The organism is Novosphingobium aerophilum, from assembly GCF_014230305.1.
GTDB lineage: Bacteria > Pseudomonadota > Alphaproteobacteria > Sphingomonadales > Sphingomonadaceae > Novosphingobium > Novosphingobium aerophilum.
In genome coordinates, this window is the sequence record NZ_JACLAU010000024.1 from 1 (window position 1) to 17304 (window position 17304).

Annotated in this window: 12 protein-coding genes; 5 read left to right on the plus strand and 7 right to left on the minus strand. The window is 68.5% G+C overall.

From position 1 onward, the window contains the following. Positions 1-591: 591 nt before the first annotated feature. From H7F49_RS13315 to H7F49_RS13330, 4 genes are all read right to left on the minus strand, one after another. Positions 592-960 (minus strand): lipocalin-like domain-containing protein, encoded by a 369-nt coding sequence (locus tag H7F49_RS13315; protein ID WP_185684069.1) that lies wholly within the window; start codon positions 958-960, stop codon positions 592-594. A gap of 10 nt (positions 961-970) precedes the next feature. Continuing rightward, positions 971-2530: a glutamine-hydrolyzing GMP synthase gene (guaA, locus tag H7F49_RS13320; RefSeq protein ID WP_185684070.1), complete on the minus strand. Its 1560-nt coding sequence runs from the start codon at positions 2528-2530 to the stop codon at positions 971-973. A gap of 152 nt (positions 2531-2682) precedes the next feature. After that, on the minus strand, positions 2683-2838 hold the full coding sequence (locus H7F49_RS13325) for a hypothetical protein (RefSeq protein WP_185684071.1): 156 nt from the start codon (positions 2836-2838) through the stop codon (positions 2683-2685). 101 nt (positions 2839-2939) lie between these two features. Next, positions 2940-5063 carry a TonB-dependent receptor gene (locus tag H7F49_RS13330; protein ID WP_185684072.1) on the minus strand — a complete coding sequence of 708 codons (2124 nt, stop codon included), beginning with the start codon at positions 5061-5063 and terminating at the stop codon, positions 2940-2942. 218 nt (positions 5064-5281) lie between these two features. On the opposite strand from H7F49_RS13330, the gene gyrB reads away from it, so the two are divergent. Continuing rightward, entirely contained in the window at positions 5282-7813 is a 2532-nt protein-coding gene (gene gyrB / locus H7F49_RS13335) for a DNA topoisomerase (ATP-hydrolyzing) subunit B (protein WP_185684073.1), read from the plus strand. A 29-nt stretch (positions 7814-7842) separates the two neighbouring features. Here gyrB and H7F49_RS13340 read toward each other — a convergent pair whose 3' ends face one another. Next, the gene (locus tag H7F49_RS13340; RefSeq protein ID WP_185684074.1) at positions 7843-8328 is read right to left on the minus strand and encodes a MucR family transcriptional regulator; all 486 of its coding nucleotides are present in this window, start codon (positions 8326-8328) and stop codon (positions 7843-7845) included. Between the two features lie 242 nt (positions 8329-8570). Between H7F49_RS13340 and H7F49_RS13345 the strand changes: the two genes are divergently transcribed. The 3 genes from H7F49_RS13345 to H7F49_RS13355 all read left to right on the plus strand — a co-directional run bounded on the left by H7F49_RS13345 (position 8571) and on the right by H7F49_RS13355 (position 12292). Beyond that, positions 8571-9599 (plus strand): NAD(P)H-binding protein, encoded by a 1029-nt coding sequence (locus H7F49_RS13345; protein WP_328806750.1) that lies wholly within the window; start codon positions 8571-8573, stop codon positions 9597-9599. Between the two features lie 154 nt (positions 9600-9753). Next, positions 9754-10371 (plus strand): trimeric intracellular cation channel family protein, encoded by a 618-nt coding sequence (locus tag H7F49_RS13350; RefSeq protein ID WP_185684075.1) that lies wholly within the window; start codon positions 9754-9756, stop codon positions 10369-10371. Between the two features lie 85 nt (positions 10372-10456). Next, positions 10457-12292 (plus strand): bifunctional metallophosphatase/5'-nucleotidase, encoded by a 1836-nt coding sequence (locus H7F49_RS13355; RefSeq protein ID WP_185684076.1) that lies wholly within the window; start codon positions 10457-10459, stop codon positions 12290-12292. 31 nt (positions 12293-12323) lie between these two features. Here the strand turns inward: H7F49_RS13355 and H7F49_RS13360 are convergent, their stop codons facing one another. Together H7F49_RS13360 and lgt are read right to left on the minus strand one after the other, a co-directional pair. Then, positions 12324-13445, minus strand: a complete 1122-nt coding sequence (locus H7F49_RS13360) for a class I SAM-dependent methyltransferase (protein WP_185684077.1) — start codon at positions 13443-13445, stop codon at positions 12324-12326. After that, entirely contained in the window at positions 13442-14338 is an 897-nt protein-coding gene (lgt, locus tag H7F49_RS13365; RefSeq protein ID WP_185684078.1) for a prolipoprotein diacylglyceryl transferase, read from the minus strand. Before lgt ends, H7F49_RS13360 begins: the two co-directional genes overlap by 4 nt. A 194-nt stretch (positions 14339-14532) precedes the next feature. Here lgt and H7F49_RS13370 point away from each other — a divergent pair, with 194 nt between their 5' ends. After that, complete coding sequence (locus H7F49_RS13370) at positions 14533-17283, plus strand: [protein-PII] uridylyltransferase (RefSeq protein WP_185684079.1); 2751 nt, start codon at positions 14533-14535, stop codon at positions 17281-17283. Positions 17284-17304 lie beyond the last annotated feature (21 nt).

Below are 17304 nucleotides of genomic sequence, written 5' to 3' on the forward strand. Positions count from 1 at the left end.
GCCTTGCTTGACCTCGGCTGTGCAACCAGTCCGATACATCGGCCTCCTGCCCGCATCGGCCGGGATGCGCATCCCGGCCGATGCAACCAATAAAGCACATCTCGTCCACACAAGCCCGGGACGACGAGGGGAGAGTTGTGTAGACAGATTCGAACGACCGATTGCGCCAGGGGTCGGACGTGAGATCCAGCGCTGTTCCCGCACCAAACCCGCTCAGGCTGAGCTTGTCGAAGCATGTCCTGAGCTTCGCTGAAGGGCCCACGCTCCGGCATCCGCCCCAAGTCCATGCGACCGTTCCTCTGTGCGGCAATGCTGCGATCGCCCAGATTCAGCCGCAGCGCGTGGGCTTCGACAAGCTCAGCCTGAGCGGGACTTGGGGATATCCGACTGTGGAGTTGGTGACCCCATTCGTGGAGCCGACCAATATCCGCTCACCACCCAAACCGGACATCACGCACCCCTCCCCCATCGTCGCCCCGGGCTCGACCCGGGGCAGGGCTTGCGCGGCACCGCCAGGGAAGAACAGCCCTGTCCCGGGCCCCCGCCCGATCCAGCCGTTTATCCCACGACCGAACGCGACTCACCCCGGCTTCAAGGACGGCGCCAGAGGACCTCGACCAGGCTGTCGCCGCTTTGCGCGGACAGCAGCAGTTCATCGCCGCTCACCCGATAGCGGCGCAGCTGGTCGCCGCTCAGCCGGGAGTGCGAGGCGCCCTGGACGTGGTGGATGACCGTGGCCCCATCCTCGTCCACCGAGACCGGGCCGTAGTAGGCACTGTGACCCGCCGGCTCGCCCGCCATCTGGCACGCCATCCAGCCATCCGCCGTGTAGGCGATCAGGCCGCGAGGCTCGGGGCCGAAGGGATGCTCGATCCGTCCGTCGGGATGGGTCATGGTGCACGAGACCAGTTGCCAGGCCCCTGCCAGACCGGCGCGTGCCAGAGCTTCGCCCGGGCTCATTCGCCGGCGCTCATTCCCACTCGATCGTGCCGGGGGGCTTGCTGGTGTAGTCGTAGACCACGCGGTTGATGCCCTTGACCTCATTGATGATCCGGGTCGCGACCCGGCTGAGGAAGGCGGCGTCGAAGGGATAGATGTCGGCGGTCATGCCGTCGGTGCTGGTCACCGCGCGCAGCGCGCAGACGCTGTCATAGGTGCGCCCGTCGCCCATCACGCCCACGGTCTTGACCGGGAGCAGGACGGCGAAGGCCTGCCAGATCGCATCGTAGAGCCCGGCGTTGCGGATCTCTTCCAGATAGATCGCGTCGGCCTTGCGCAGGATGTCGCACCGTTCGCGGGTGACCTCGCCGGGGATGCGGATGGCCAGGCCCGGCCCGGGGAACGGGTGGCGGCCGACGAAGACGTCCGGCAGGCCCAGCTCGCGGCCCAGTTCGCGGACCTCGTCCTTGAACAGCTCGCGCAGCGGCTCGACCAGCTTCATGTTCATCCGCTCGGGCAGGCCGCCGACATTGTGGTGGCTCTTGATCGTCACCGATGGGCCGCCGGTGAAGCTGACGCTTTCGATCACGTCCGGATAGAGCGTGCCCTGCGCCAGGAACTGGGCTCCGCCGATCTTCTTCGCCTCTTCCTCGAACACGTCGATGAAGGTCTTGCCGATGAACTTGCGCTTGGCTTCGGGATCGGTAACCCCGGCCAGACCGCCCAGGAACAGGGCCGACACATCCTTGTGGACCAGCGGGATGTTGTAGTGGTTGCGGAACAGGCCGACGACCTGCTCGGCCTCGCCCAGCCGCATCAGCCCGTGATCGACGAACACGCAGGTCAGTTGATCGCCGATCGCCTCGTGGATCAGCACGGCGGCCACGGCCGAGTCCACCCCGCCGGACAGGCCGCAGATCACCTTGCCGTCGCCGACCTGGGCGCGGATTTCCTCGATCTTGGTCTTGCGGAACTCGGCCATGGTCCAGTCCCCGGCCAGGCCGCAGACATGGCGCACGAAGTTCTTGAGCAGCTTGCCACCGTCCGGGGTGTGGACCACCTCGGGGTGGAACTGCATCGCGTAGATCCGCCGCTCGTCATCGGCGACCACCGCGAAGGGGGCACCGGGGCTGGCCGCGACCGGACGGAAACCGGGCGCAAGGCGGGTCACCTTGTCGCCGTGGCTCATCCAGACCTGATGCTTTTCGCCTTCGGCCCAGAGCCCGTCGAACAGCACGCAGCGATCCGAGATATCGATGAAGGCGCGGCCAAACTCGCCGGAATCGCCCTCCAGCACCTCGCCGCCGAGCTGCTGCATCAGCGCCTGCTGGCCATAGCAGATGCCCAGCATCGGCAGGCCCGAATGCAGGATCTCCTCGGGAATGCGCGGTCCGTCCTCACGCGTCACCGAGGCGGGTCCACCCGACAGGATGATCCCCTTGGGCTGCATCCGCGCAAAGGCGGCCGCGGCGCTGCCGAAGGGGGCGATCTCGGAGTAGACCCCGGCCTCGCGCACGCGGCGGGCAATGAGCTGGGTCACCTGCGAGCCGAAGTCGACGATCAGGATCGAGTCTGAGGGCTGGATGGTCATGGCCAGCCGATAATGGCCGGGCCCGACGCTGTCCAGTCGGACTCCGGCGCCTTCACCCGATCGGTAAACAAAGCCCTGCACGCACGCTCAGTAGTTGCATTTCATGCAACCGTATTTGATGATTTCGCACTTGCAGCATAAAGTTGCCGAGCCTAGATGCGCTGCAGCATACGTCGTTTGGCGTATTGAGAAGCGGGTTCGCTCCGCTTCGCAACAGGAGAACACACCATGCGCAGCATCAGCAATTTCGTGCTGCCGGTCATCATCGCCGCTTCTGCCAGCGGCCTGATGTTCACCGCCACGCTCATCTGAGCCGCGGTCGACCGCAGACGCCAAGACGGCCGCCCTTCCGGGCGGCCGTTTTTGCATGTGCGAAGAGATTCCTCCCCGGTGGAGTCGGAAACCGCCCCTATAGTTCCAACCTGGCCGTGATGCGGATGTCCCGCCCGGCCAGCGGCGCATAGTCCTTCAGGAACGAGGCATGGCGGCGGGCGGTCACGTTGAACAGGTTGTTGGCGCTCAGCAGGAAGGTGACCGGCCGGTCCTCACCCCACGGGCGCCAGCCGACGCTGGCATTGACCATGGTGTAGGCGGGTGTGGCGGTCTCATTGGTGGCAACCCGGGTCTGCGCCGTGACATGCTCCACCTCGGTGCGCAGGTCCCAGCGGTCCGTACTGGCGCCCAGCCCGCCCTGCACGCGCAGCGGCGGGATCTGCGGCGCCGGGCCGAAGCCGTCGATCGTGGCATGGACATAGTCGCCCAGGGCATCGGCCTTGGCGGTCCAGTCACCGATCCGCGCCAGCGTGACCTCGCCCTGGACTTCAAAGCCGTACCAGCGCGCGTTCGCCTGGCCGATCTGGTAGACCGGCAGCCCGTCCTCCACCCCGCCGGTGCGGGCCATGTAGATGAAGTTGTCGAACCAGGTGTGATAGGCCGAGACTTCCACGCTGTACCCATCGCCTTGACCGCGCAGCACCGCCTCGACGCTGCTCGCCCGCTCCAGCTTGAGATCGGGATCGCCGATCTCGAAGGCCTCCGTCCCGGCGTGCGGCCCGTTGGCGAACAGCTCTTCCGCGGCCGGCGCGCGTTCGGTGCGCGACAGGTTGAGGCCCAGCCGCCACCCCGGGACCACCTGGTACGAAGCGCCGCCCGACAGCGAAACCGCATCGAACGAACGGACCCCGCGAGCAAACTGGGCCTGCCCGGTCGCAGGCTGGGATTCGAGCCGGGCGTGCTCCAGCCGCGCTCCGGCCTCCATCTTCCAGGCGCCGAAGTCGAAGGTCTGGAGCGTGAACAGGCCCACCTGGCGCGTGCTGTTCTTGGGCAGGAAGGCCTCATCCCCCACCACGTTGAACTCGCGGTTGACGAATTGCACCCCGGTCGCCCCCCGCCAGGCCCCGTGCGCGGCCTGGGTCAGTTCGAGCCGCGCCTCGACCCCCTTGTTGAAGAAGGTCGTGCCCACGGCCCCGTCGGGCTCGAGTTCGGAATGCTGGTAATCGGCATAGCCGACGCGCAGCAGCACCTTGTCGATGATCTTGCCGCCCGGATTGATCGCGGCACGGACATCGAACCGGTCCTGCAGCAGTTGCAGCCGCGGCGCTTCCTGGGTCTGCCCGGGCTCGGTCGCAAAGCGCAGGGGGATGCCATAGAGGCTGTCGGTGCGGGTGTAGGAGAGTCCGATCATGCCGTTGTCGGCGATGTAGGACAGCCCCGCGCCCCCGGTCCAGGTCTTGGCGGCACTGTTGGGCAGCACGCCCCTGACGGCGGCATTGGCGGCGAAGTTGGGATCATCGGGCGAGACCGGCAGAAAACGGGACGCGGTATCCAAGGCCTGCGCCCGCAGCGCCGGGGTCAGCGCATAGCCGCCGATCCGCAAATCATCGGTCTGGTCATAGCTGCCATCGACATGGGCCACGAAACCGCCACCCAGCGCCAGCTCGGCGGTGCCCGCCAGAGCGCGCTCCCGCGCCGCCGTGCCGAAGGTGCCGACGGCGCCGACATGGAACGGCTCGGCCGGGAGGGTGGTGGGAATGCGACGGTCGATCACGTTGACGACGCCGCCGATCGCCGAAGACCCGTAAAGCAGCGACTGCGGCCCGCGCAGCACCTCGATGCGTTCGGCCAGCAGCGGATTGACGACGGCGGCATGGTCTGCCGAGGTGTTCGACACGTCGATCGAGCCGATCCCGTCGCTCAACAGCCGGACACGCTCCCCCTGCAGACCACGCAGCACCGGGCGCGAAGCCGTCGGGCCGAACGACGTGGCCGAGACACCGGGGGTGCGGGCCAGCGTGTCACCGATCGACGCGCGCAACTGGCGGTCGAGATCCACCCCCTGGAGCACTGCCACGCCCGATAGGATGTCCTGCCGGCTGCGCTGCAGGGCGCCGGTCACGACAATATCCTGCGGCGTGTGCTCGTGCGGGTCGGTGCCGTCGGCAGCGGACGCCTCTGCTCCATCGGCCGCGAGGGCCGGGGGGATCACGGCGATGGTGGCGACACCGAGCAGAAGGATATCAAGGACTTTGCGCATGGGGTTCCCATAACCGGAGGAGCATCTGAACGATCACGCCGGACCCGACCGGGCGCGACCGCATGTCACGGGGCCCTTAACCCATTTCGATCCATGATACAATATTACATATCCTTCATGCGAAGGCCTGCGCGGAACCGGCGGTGCGGACCGGTTAGCTGTGGAAGCCGGGGCTATCGCGGGTTCCCCGCGCGCGCGTGAGTCCCTATAGGCCTGATATGTCTGATCTGCCTGAAAACACTCCGAACCAGAACGCCTACGGCGCCGATTCGATCAAGGTCCTCAAGGGATTGGATGCCGTGCGCAAGCGCCCCGGCATGTACATCGGCGATACCGACGATGGTTCGGGCCTGCACCACATGGTCTTCGAGGTGTCGGACAATGCGATCGACGAGGCCCTTGCCGGCCATTGCGACCTCGTCCTGATCGAGTTGAACCCCGACGGTTCGGTCTCGGTGGAGGACAACGGTCGTGGCATCCCGACCGACATCCACTCAGAAGAAGGTGTCTCCGCGGCCGAGGTCATCATGACCCAGCTCCACGCCGGCGGGAAGTTCGAGAACACGTCGGACGACAACGCCTACAAGGTGTCCGGCGGGCTCCATGGCGTCGGTGTCTCGGTGGTCAACGCCCTGTCCGAATGGCTCGAACTGACGATCTGGCGCGACGGTCAGGAGCACTGGATGAAGTTCGCCCACGGCGATGCGGTGGGCCCGCTCAAGGTGGTGGGCGCCGCGCCGGTGGTGGATGGGAAGCCCAAGAAAGGCACCCGGGTCACCTTCCTGGCCTCGGACGAGACCTTCAAGAACGTGACGGTCTACGATTTCGAGAAGCTCGAGCATCGCTACCGCGAGCTGGCCTTCCTCAATTCGGGCGTGCGCATCCTGCTGCGCGACAAGCGCGGCGAAGAGGTGAAGGAGCACGATCTCTACTACGAGGGCGGGATCGCGGCCTTCGTGAAGTGGCTGGACCGCAACAAGCAGGCGCTGCTGCCCGATCCGATCGCGATCTCGGCGCAGCGCGACGGCATCGGTATCGACGTGGCGCTGGAATGGAACGACAGCTACTACGAGAACGTCCTGTGCTTCACCAACAACATCCCGCAGCGTGACGGCGGCACCCACCTCGCCGCCTTCCGCGCCGCGCTGACCCGCACCCTCAACAACTATGCCGAGAAGAGCGGCATGTTGAAAAAGGAGAAGGTCAGCCTCACCGGCGACGACATGCGCGAAGGATTGACCGCGATCGTCTCGGTCAAGCTGCCCGATCCGAAGTTCTCCAGCCAGACCAAGGACAAGCTGGTCTCCTCCGAAGTCCGCCAGCCGCTGGAAAGCCTGATGGGCGACAAGATGACCGAGTGGCTCGAGGAAAACCCCGCCTATGCCAAGGCGGTGATCCAGAAGATCATCGATGCCGCCGCCGCGCGCGAGGCGGCGCGGCGGGCGCGCGAGCTGACCCGGCGCAAGGGCGCGATGGACATCGCCAGCCTGCCCGGCAAACTCGCCGATTGCCAGGAACGCGATCCCAGCAAGTGCGAACTGTTCCTGGTCGAGGGCGATTCAGCCGGTGGTTCGGCCAAGCAGGGCCGCGATCGCGCAACCCAGGCGATCCTGCCACTGAAGGGCAAGATCCTGAACGTGGAGCGCGCCCGGTTCGATCGGATCATCAGCTCGAAGGAAGTGGGCACGCTGATCCAGGCGATGGGCACCGGCATCCGCGACGAATTCAACCTCGACAAGCTGCGCTACCACAAGATCGTCATCATGACCGACGCCGACGTCGACGGCGCGCACATCCGCACCCTGCTGCTGACCTTCTTCCACCGCCAGATGCCCGACATCATCAAGGCCGGGCATCTCTTCATCGCCCAGCCGCCGCTCTACAAGGTCGCCAAGGGGCGCAGCGAGGTCTATCTCAAGGACAACGCCGCGCTCGACCGCTACCTGGTCGAAGCCGGGCTGGCCGGGCGCCTGCTGGAAACCCAGGGCGGCGCGCGTGGCGGGGTCGAGCTGGAGGCGCTGGTCGAACACGCCCTGCGCATCAAGGCCCTGATGGGCTTCGTCCCGCGGCGCTATGATCCCGCGATCATCGAGGCCCTGGCGCTGGCCGGCGTGTTTGAACCTGAGCTGTCGCGCGAAGGCCGTGAGGCCGCGCTGGTCCGTGCCGCCCAGTGGCTCGACCGTGGCGACCGCGAGGCCCGGTGGACGGCCTTCATCGGTGAGGACGGAGCCGTGCGCGTCGAGCGGCTGTGGCGCGGGGTCACGGATCACCACGTGATCGAGGCGAGCTTCCTGGGCAGCGCCGAGGCCCGCAAGCTGGCCAGGCTCGCCCAGGAGAACGTCGAGGTCTATGCCGGCCCGGTCAACTTCGTGAAGGGCAGCACGGTCGAGGCCGAGCCCGAACCGGAATTGCCGAGCGACGAAGGGGTGGACGATGGCCCGGGCGCCCAGGCGCCGCGCGCGGTGGCTCCGGAAGGCGCGATCACCCGTCCGACCCAGTTGCTCGACGCGGTGATGGCCGCGGGCCGCAAGGGCCTGTCGATCCAGCGCTACAAGGGTCTGGGCGAGATGAACGCCGAACAGCTCTGGGAAACCACGCTGGATCCGGACAACCGCGCGCTGCTGCAGGTCAAGGTCGAAGATGCCGACGTTACCGACGAGATCTTCACCCGGCTGATGGGCGACGTGGTGGAACCGCGCCGCGACTTCATCCAGGAAAACGCCCTGAACGTCGCCAATCTGGACGTTTAGAGCCTGTCCTGTTCAGGTGGATGCGCCGGTCAGTTGGGGCGGCGGCCCGTCGATCGCTTGCGTCCCAGCCCTGCGGTCTTGGCGTGTTCGCGGCGCTGCTCGACCACTTCGGGAGCCGCCATCGGGTAGTCTGCCGGCAGGTTCCACCGCGCCCGGTAATCCTCGGGCGTGAGCTTGAAATGGGTCATCAGGTAGCGCTTGAGCATGCGCAGCCGCTTGCCGTCTTCCAGGCAGACGATGTAGCCCGGCTGGATCGAATCCTCGATCGGCACCGCCGGGCGTCGATCCGTCGGCCGGGCCACCTCGATCATGCCCCGCTGGACATCGGCGAGCTGGAAGAGACCGGTCGGTGTCGCCCCGCCTGCCGCCAGCTCAAGTTCGGTCAGCGTGGCATGCACACTGCGAATGAAGCTCGGGACATCGGCGACCGGCACAGCATTGTTCGACAGGTGGGCCGAGACAATCTCTGTGACACTGGCCAGGACTGACGGCATACCGCCTAGCTTTTGCGACATGGGTTCTCCTTTTTGCCGGCAGCATGACACGGATTGTCTGCTCACGAAACCGTTATCCGATAAGAACATGACTTCGCTCATCACCCGCACCGAACGGTCGCAGGACGGAAGCAAGCACAGTGGCTGCGAGACAGCACGATGGGGCAGCGGGCACGACAACCCGCCTGGGGCGGGGCGGCCCGGGCAGGTCGGCCTGGCTCCAGGCCGGAAAGGACGCTAGGCTGGCGGCGACGGGAGACAGCGTGACCGATCCGATCACCACCACCGGCCCCGACCCGCAGACGGCAGGCCAGCGCGTCTGCCTGCTGGGCGCCACCGGCACCATTGGCCGGGCGACCGCCAGGGCCCTGGTCGCGCGGGGGCATGAGGTGGTGTGCTTCGTCCGCCCCCGGGCGCAGGGCCGCGCAGGCAGCGCGCCAGCCGATCCGGGCCTTGACGCCGGGGCCGCCCTCCGCTGGGTCGATCCCACCGATCCGGTCGCCCTCGCCCGCGACGGGTTCGCCGGAGAGCGGTTCGATGCCGTCGTGTCGTGCATGGCCTCACGCACGGGTGAACCCGGCGATGCCTGGGCGATCGATCACCGTGCCCAGGGCCATGTGCTCGAGGCGGCCCGAGCCGCGGGCGCGCGGCATTTCGTCCTGCTCTCGGCGATCTGCGTGCAGAAACCGTTGCTGGCGTTCCAGCAGGCCAAGCTGGCCTTCGAGGCTGAGCTGATCGCCTCGGGGCTGCGCTATTCGATCGTGCGGCCGACCGCCTTCTTCAAATCGCTGTCGGGCCAGATCGACCGGGTCCGTCAGGGCCGCCCCTTCCTGCTGTTCGGCGATGGCCGGCTGACCGCCTGCAAGCCGATCAGCGACGACGACCTGGCGGCCTACCTGGCCGATTGCCTGACGGACGAGAACCGCTGGAACCGCGTGCTGCCGATCGGCGGGCCGGGCCCGGCGATCACCCCGCGCGACCAGGGGGAGACGCTGTTCGCGCTGCTGGGCCAGGCTCCGCGCTTCCGTTCGGTCCCGGTGCGCCTGCTCGACGGGATCGCGGGCACGCTGGCGATGCTCGGGCGGATCGTCCCCGCCCTGGCCGCCAAGGCCGAACTCGCCCGGATCGGCCGCTACTATGCCACCGAATCGATGCTGGTGCTGGACCCGGCGACGGGCCGCTACGATGCCGCCGCCACCCCCGAGACCGGCACCCAGACCCTGGTGGACCACTATCGCGCCGTGCTGTCGGGTGAACGCACCACCGAACGGGGCGATCATTCGGTGTTTTGACTGGCATTCGGTGCTCTGACCGGATCGTCCTCGCCAGGGGGACGGGCTGTCGAAACCGGGACAGGGCAAACGCAGTGAGGGCGGGATGCCGCCTGGCCCAGCATGACGACGATCGGGTCTTTCACTCTCCCGGCTCGGACCCTATGGACAGCCCATGGTACCCCAGTTGCAGACCTTCCTGCCATGGCTCGATCTGGCCGGGATCGCGGTCTTCGCGGCATCGGGTGCGCTGGCCGCCGCGCGCCAGCGGATGGACTTCATCGGCGCCTGCTTCTTCGCGCTGATCACGGCAACGGGCGGGGGAACCCTGCGCGACCTGCTGATCGGCGCGCCGGTGTTCTGGATGCACAACGCCACCCCCGTGATCCTGTGCCTGAGCGTCGCCGTGACGGCATGGATCGTGCCGCTGCGCTGGTGGCCGGAGCGCGCGCTCGAATGGCTCGATGCCATGGGCCTGGCCGCCTATGCCGTCTATGGCGCGGGCAAGGCCCTGCAATTCGGCATCGCCCCGGTCTCGGCGGCGGCGGCGGGGATCATCACAGCCTGCCTCGGCGGCGTCATCCGCGACATCACCGCCGGCGTGCCCTCGATCCTGATGCGCCATGAGCTCTATGTCACCGCCGCGGCCTGTGCCGCCGGGCTGTTCGTCGCCCTGTCGCGCTTCGGGATGGACAGCCAGCACGCGGCCTGGGCCGGGGTGGCCCTGGGCTTCCTGGCCCGCGGCGCGGCGATCCAGTGGAGCCTGTCGCTCCCCGGCCATCGCGGCCACTGACCGGAACGCCCAAGCGGCCTCTTTATCCTGTCATCGAAGTGCCCTAGCGCTGGCACCGACCACCCCTTGTGCTGCGAGCCCGTCGATGCATCCTGCCCCGTTCGTCCGCGTGTTCCTGATTGGCGGGGCCCTGCTCGCCCTGGCCGCCTGCGCGGGGAGTCCGCGGCCGATAGCCTCCGCACCGGCCCCCACCGCACCTGTCCCGAGCGAACCGGTGACGATCGGAATCGCCGCGATCAACGATTTCCACGGCAACCTCGAGCCGCCCAAGCAGGCCGCCATGCTGCCCGATGGCCAGGGCGGCACGGCCTCTGTCCCGGCCGGGGGCGCGGCCTATCTGGCCACCGCCGTGCGCCAGGTGCGCGCCCAGTATCCCCACCACCTGACCATTGCCGCGGGTGACCTGATGGGCTCCAGCCCGCTCGCCTCGGCCCTGTTCCTGGACGAGCCCGCGGTCGAGGTGATGAACCGCATCGGGCTGGACTTCAACGCGGTGGGCAATCACGAATTCGACTATGGTGTGCCCGAACTGCTGCGCAAGCAGAGCGGCGGCTGTGCCCAGCACACCGAGCGCCGGCCCTGCCAGGTCGAGCCGTTCCGTGGGGCGCAGTTCCGCTTCCTGGCCGCCAACACGGTGAACCGGGCCGATGGCCGGACCCTCTTCCCGGGCACCGCGCTGCGCAGTTTCGGCAGTGGCCCGGGCAAGGTCACGGTGGGGCTGATCGGCCTGACCCTGAAGGGCACCAGCGATCTGGTGAACAGCAAGGTCAACGCCGCCGTGGCCTTCAACGACGAGGCCGAGACCGCCAATGCCCTGGTCGGCTCGCTCAAGGCCCAGGGGGCGGACGCGGTGATCCTGGTCATCCACGAGGGCGGGCGCACCTCCGGCGACCCCGACCCCAACGGCTGCAACGCGCTGTCCGGCGGAATCCGGCCGATCCTCGACCGGCTCGACCGGCGGGTCGATCTGGTCATCTCCGGCCACACCCACTGGGCCTATGTCTGCGAGGTGGCCCAGCCCGGGCGGGACCAGCCGCTGCTGCTGACCAGCGCCGGGCTGTGGGGCGAATATGTCACCGACATCGCGATCCAGATCGATCCGGTCACGCACCGGATGGTCGGCCGCCGGGCGAAGAACGTGATCGTCCAGTCCGAAGCCTACAACAGCCCGCTGCGCGCGATCCCCAATTCGGCTGTGGTGCCGCGATTCAGCCCGGACCCGGATATCGCGGGCTATGTCGCGCGCTACGTCGCGGCATCGCAGGCCTATGTGAAGCGTCCGGTCGGCTGGCTGGCCGAGCCGCTGGAGAAGGCCGAGGGCGATGCCTGGGGCACCGGCGGGCGCCTGGGCAACCTGATCGCCGACGCCCAGTTGGAGGCCAGCCGCGGCGCGGGGGCCCGGATCGCCTGCACCAACCCCTTCGGCATCCGCCGCTCGCTGCTGCCGGGGCCCGACCACGTCGTCACCTATGGCGATCTCTACCTGGTGCAGCCGTTCGGTTCCGAGCTGATCACCCTGACCCTGACCGGGGCGGAGCTGAAGGAAGCGCTGGAACAGCAGCTCGACAAGGATGCGCCGGAGCAGTTGCTCGCCTGTTCGGCCGGGTTCATCCAGACGATCGACCGCAGCCGCCCGATCGGCGACCGGGTGGTCGGCGCCACGCTCGATGGCGCCCCGATCGATCCCGCCCAATCGTACCGGATCACCGTGAACGCGTACCTCGCCAATGGCGGCGACAGCTTCGCCGCCTTCGTCAAGGGACGGGAGCGGACCATCGGGATGACCGACATCGCCGCGCTGGAAGCCTACCTCAAACCGGCCCAGCCGATCCGTTCCGCCTCGCGCGAGGTGCGGGTGAAGGACCTGCGGCCCGAGCTCAAGACCAACAATCTGAAGGCTCCGCCCGGGATCACGTACTGACGGTCCCGGGCCTGCCGCGACGGTCGCCCGGTCAGGTGACCGAACCGAACCCCTCGGCATCGGGCCACAGCGGGGACGCCAGCCCCATGACCTTGAACAGCGTGCCCATCTGGCCGGGATCAACCAGCCGCGTGTAGCCCGACAGGATGGCTTCGGCCTGGTCCGGGGCGGCCTCGGCCAGCGCGCGGGCGCGGGTCGGCGCGCCCAGCGCGTTGAGCCAGGCGCCCTGACCGGTCGTCCCCAGCCAGCGGCAGTCGCGGCTCTCCGCCACGTGACGCAGGGTGGCAAAATCGACCAGTGCGGTCAGATCGGCCTCACCCGGGGCTGCGAAGGGATCGGCCCGGGCATGGGCCCGCACGGCCTGGAGGGTCGATCCGTCCTGCGGCGTGTCATAGCCATAATCGATCAGCAGGGCCGCCCCCCGCTGGGCGACCAGGCGGCCGGCCAGCTCGAAGACCACGGCGGCCGCGCCCGGGCAGGATTCGACGATCGTGCCGACCGCGACGTCGCGGCGATCCTCCGGCACGGCGGCGTCCATCGGGCGGTCCCCGGCGACCGGGATGAACCCGGTCCCGTCCCAATCGACCAGGCGCTCGCGCCAGCCTGCATCGGTGCGGACCATCTGCCGGATCGGCAGGGCATCGAGAAACTCGTTCGCGACGACCAGCAGCGGGCCATCATTCGGCACGGTGGACAGGTCGTGGTGCCAGCGCGCCTGCGGCACGGCCTCGAGCTGCACCGCCTTCAGCGCGATCGAGCTTTCGACCAGGTGCACGGTGGGTGCCAGCCCGAAGCGGGCCATGGCGCGGAGCGCATCGCGCGCCAGGGTGCCGCGGCCCGGCCCCAGCTCCACATAATGCACCGGCTGCGGCCGCCCGGCCCGGATCCACAGGTCGGCCAGCCACAGGCCAACCATCTCGCCGAACACCTGGCTGATCTCGGGCGCGGTGATGAAGTCACCGGTCACGCCCAGCGGATCGCGCGAGGCATAGTAGCGGGCGTTCGCCTCGCCCATGTAGTGCTGGATGGTGATCGGGCCCTGCGCCGTGATCAGCCGCGCGAAGATCGCCGCAAGGTCCTCCGGCCCGTCCGGGCCGGCCCCGGGCGTAGCCGTGTCACCGGTCGGAGGCAGGCCCCTGCGCCCGAAGCTCATGCGGCGCGGTCGGCCATGGCCATGCCGGCCGGGGCCGCGCCAAGCGGACGACGGACCAGCGCGATGACGATCAACGCCAGCCCGAGCAGGATCATCGGCACGGTCAGCCACTGCCCCATCGACAGGCCGGTGCGGGCCGCGAACTCCTCGAGCTGTGCATCGGGTTCACGATAGTATTCGACGAAGAACCGCGCCACGCCATAGCCGCCGACGAAGACGCCGGTCAGCAGGCCCGGACGGAAGCGGACGCGGGTGGTCCAGAACAGGAGCATCAGCACGATCAGCAGCACCAGCCCTTCCAGCCCCGCCTCATAGAGCTGGCTGGGATGGCGGGCGAGCGGTCCGCCATCGGGGAAGATCATCGCCCAGGGCACATCCGGCCCGGCCGGGCGGCCCCACAGCTCGCCGTTGACGAAGTTGGCGACCCGGCCGAACAGCAGGCCGAAGGGCACCGCCACGGCCACATAGTCGCAAACCCGGATGAAGTTCAGTTGGCCGCGCCAGGACACCCAGGCCATGGCCAGGGTGCAGCCGATCAGGCCGCCGTGGAAGCTCATCCCCCCTTCCCACAGCTTGATCAGGTCCTGCGGGTGGGTCAGCAGTTGCGGGGCATAGAACGCCGCATAGCCCAGCCGCCCGCCCAGGATCACGCCCAGCGTGCAATAGAAGAACAGGTCATCGGCATGGCGCTGGGCCATCGGCGCACCGGCATGCTTCAGGGTGCGCGACGTGTGCCAGTAGGCCAGGACGATGCCGGCGAGATAGGCCAGGCTGTACCAGCGCAAGGTGAAGCTGCCGAGGGCGATCCCCCGGGTCAGGCCCAGGTCGAGCCAGTGGATCGGGGCCCCTTGGGCCGAAACTTGGGCCGCCGCAGCGGACAGGAGCGAAAGCACGCGGATCACTTCCCTTGCGGATGAGGTGTCTTGTGCTTCTGGCACAGGCTGCCGCGCGATGGAACCACGGCAATCGGCCCAGGGCCTCGTTCCGCCGCGACATTCCCCGCGAGCCGGCCCGCGGGACTTGTCTGCCGCGCGCGAACGCGTATCTCCAGCAGGCCCAGACCTTCCCAACCGCGAGCCGCCCTGTCTTGACCAGCCCCCGCATTGCCAACCAGCGCGCCATCGTCGAACGCCGGAGCCTGGCCGTGGCGATTGCCGATCTGGTCGCCGCGCAAGGCGCCGAACGGTCACGGCCCCAGGTGGTCGCCCTGCTGCGCCAGGCCCTGGCGAACGGTCGCGAGGAGATCGCCCGGCGCCTGGCCGACAAGCCCTCGGCCGGGACCGAGTGCGCCGCGGCCCAGGCCTTCCTGATCGACCAGCTCGTGCGGGTAATCCACGATCACGTGGTCGGCGATGTCTACCGCGCCTCGAACCGCTCGACCGGGGAACGCATCGCGATCCTGGCGGTCGGCGGCTATGGCCGCGGCGAGATGGCGCCGCATTCCGACGTCGACATCGCCTTCATCACCCCGTCGCGCCAGACCGCCTGGTGCGAACAGGTGATCGAGGCGATGCTCTACTTCCTGTGGGACCTGGGGCTGAAGGTCGGCCAGTCGAGCCGCTCGCTGGACGAGATGGTGCGGATGGCGCGCAGCGATCTGACGATCCGCACCGCCCTGCTCGAAGGCCGCTATGTGTGGGGCGACCAGGACCTCTACGAAGAGGCCGAGCTGCGCTTCTGGAACGAGGTCGTCCAGGGCACCGAGCGGCAGTTCGTCGCCGAGAAGCTGGCCGAGCGCAACGAACGGCACAAACGCCTGGGGGACAGCCGCTACGTGGTCGAACCCAATGTCAAGGAAGGCAAGGGCGGCCTGCGCGATCTGCACACGCTGTACTGGATCGGCAAGTACATCCACAAGGTGCGTGACGCCTCCGAGCTGGCCAACGTCGGCCTGCTCACCCCCAACGAGTACCGCGCCTTCCGCCGCGCCGAGGCGTTTTTCTGGGCCGTGCGCTGCCACCTGCACACCATCACGCGCCGCGCCGAGGACCGGCTGACCTTCGACCTGCAGCGCGAGGTGGCGGCGCGGATGCAGTTCGCCGACCGCCCCGGCAAAAGCGCGGTCGAGCGCTTCATGCAGTACTTCTTCCTGCATGCGAAGCGCGTCGGCGCGCTGACCGGGGTGTTCCTGGCCCAGCTTGACGAGCAGTTCGCCCGCAAGCAGCCGCGCGGCCTGCTCGCCGGCTTCCGCACCCGGGCCCGCTCGCTCAAGGGCTACCGCGTGTTCGGCGGCAAGATCAACGTGCCCTCGGACGACTGGTTCGCCCAGGACCCGGTGCGCCTGGTCGAGATCTTCGCCCTGGCCGATGCCGAACGGCTGGAGATCCACCCGGAAGCCATGCGCCTGGCCTCGCGCGATGCCAAGCTGATCGACGCCCGGGTGCGCAAGGACCCGCGCGCCAACGCGCTGTTCCTGGACCTGCTGACCAGCCGCAACGATCCCGAGACCGCGCTGCGCTGGTTCAACGAGGCGGGGGTATTCGGCCGCTTCGTGCCCGACTTCGGCCGGGTCAACGCGCAGATGCAGTTCGACATGTACCACCACTACACGGTGGACGAGCACACGATCCGCGCGATCGGGCTGCTCTCGCGGATCGAGCGCGGCGAGCTGGGGGTCGATCACCCGCTGGCCACCCAGATCCTCCCCAAGATCCAGTCGCGCCGCGCGCTCTATGCCGCGGTGCTGCTGCACGATATCGCCAAGGGCCGGCGCGGCGACCATTCGGTGCTGGGCGCCGAGGTGGCGTTCAAGCTGTGCCCGCGCTTCGGCATGGACGAGGGCGAGACCGAACTGGTCGCCTGGCTGGTGCGCCACCACCTGCTGCTCAGCGCCACGGCCTTCAAGCGCGACCTGGCCGACTGGAAGACGATCAGCGATTTCGTCGGGGTGGTCCAGTCGGTCGAGCGGCTGCGCACCCTGACCCTGCTGACCATCGTCGATATCCGCGCGGTCGGTCCGGGAGTGTGGAATTCGTGGAAGCGCCAGCTGATCGGTGAGGTCTACGAGCTGTCCGAGGAACGGCTGCGTCTGGGCCATGCCGAGCACGGCCGGGCCCAGCGCGTCGCGGCGAAGAAGGCCGCGGTCGGCGCCGGGCTGGGGCGCGATGCCGGACTGGTCGAGGCGATCGGCGGCCAGCTTGCCGACGCCTACTGGATCGCCGAGCCGGAGGACATCATCGCGATGAACCTGCGGCAACTGAAGCGGGCCAAGGGGGCGCCGCTCGACGTGGCGACCGAATACTACGCGGCGCGCGGCGCGACCCTGGTCACGGTGATCGCCGCGGACCACCCCGGGCTGTTCTACCGCATCGCCGGGGGCATCCACCTGGCCGGCGGCAACATCATCGACGCCCGCATCCACACCGCGCGCAACGGCATGGCGGTGGACAACTTCCTGGTCCAGGACCCGCTGGGGCGGCCGTTCATGGAGGACACCCAGCTCGCCCGACTGCGCACCGCGATCGGCGATGCCCTGGCCAACCGGGTCAAGCTGATGCCCCAGCTCGCCGCCCGCCCGCTGGCCCGGCCGCGCGCCGAGCACTTCCCGGTGCGCCCGCGCGTGGAGTTCGACAACAAGGCCTCGAACCGGTTCACCGTGATCGAGGTCAACGCGCGCGATCGCCCCGCCCTGCTCAACCGCCTGGCCCGCGCCCTGTTCGAGGCCCGGCTGATCGTCCATTCGGCCCACATCGCCACGTATGGCGAGCGCGCCGCCGACACGTTCTATGTCACCGACGTGCTGGGCGAGAAGATCACCGACGCCCCGCGACTCAAGGCGGTCGAGCGGCAGTTGCTCGACGCCGCCGGCGAGGAGACGGTCGAGGTGGAAATCGCCTGACTTCGCCGCCCTGGCGGCCCG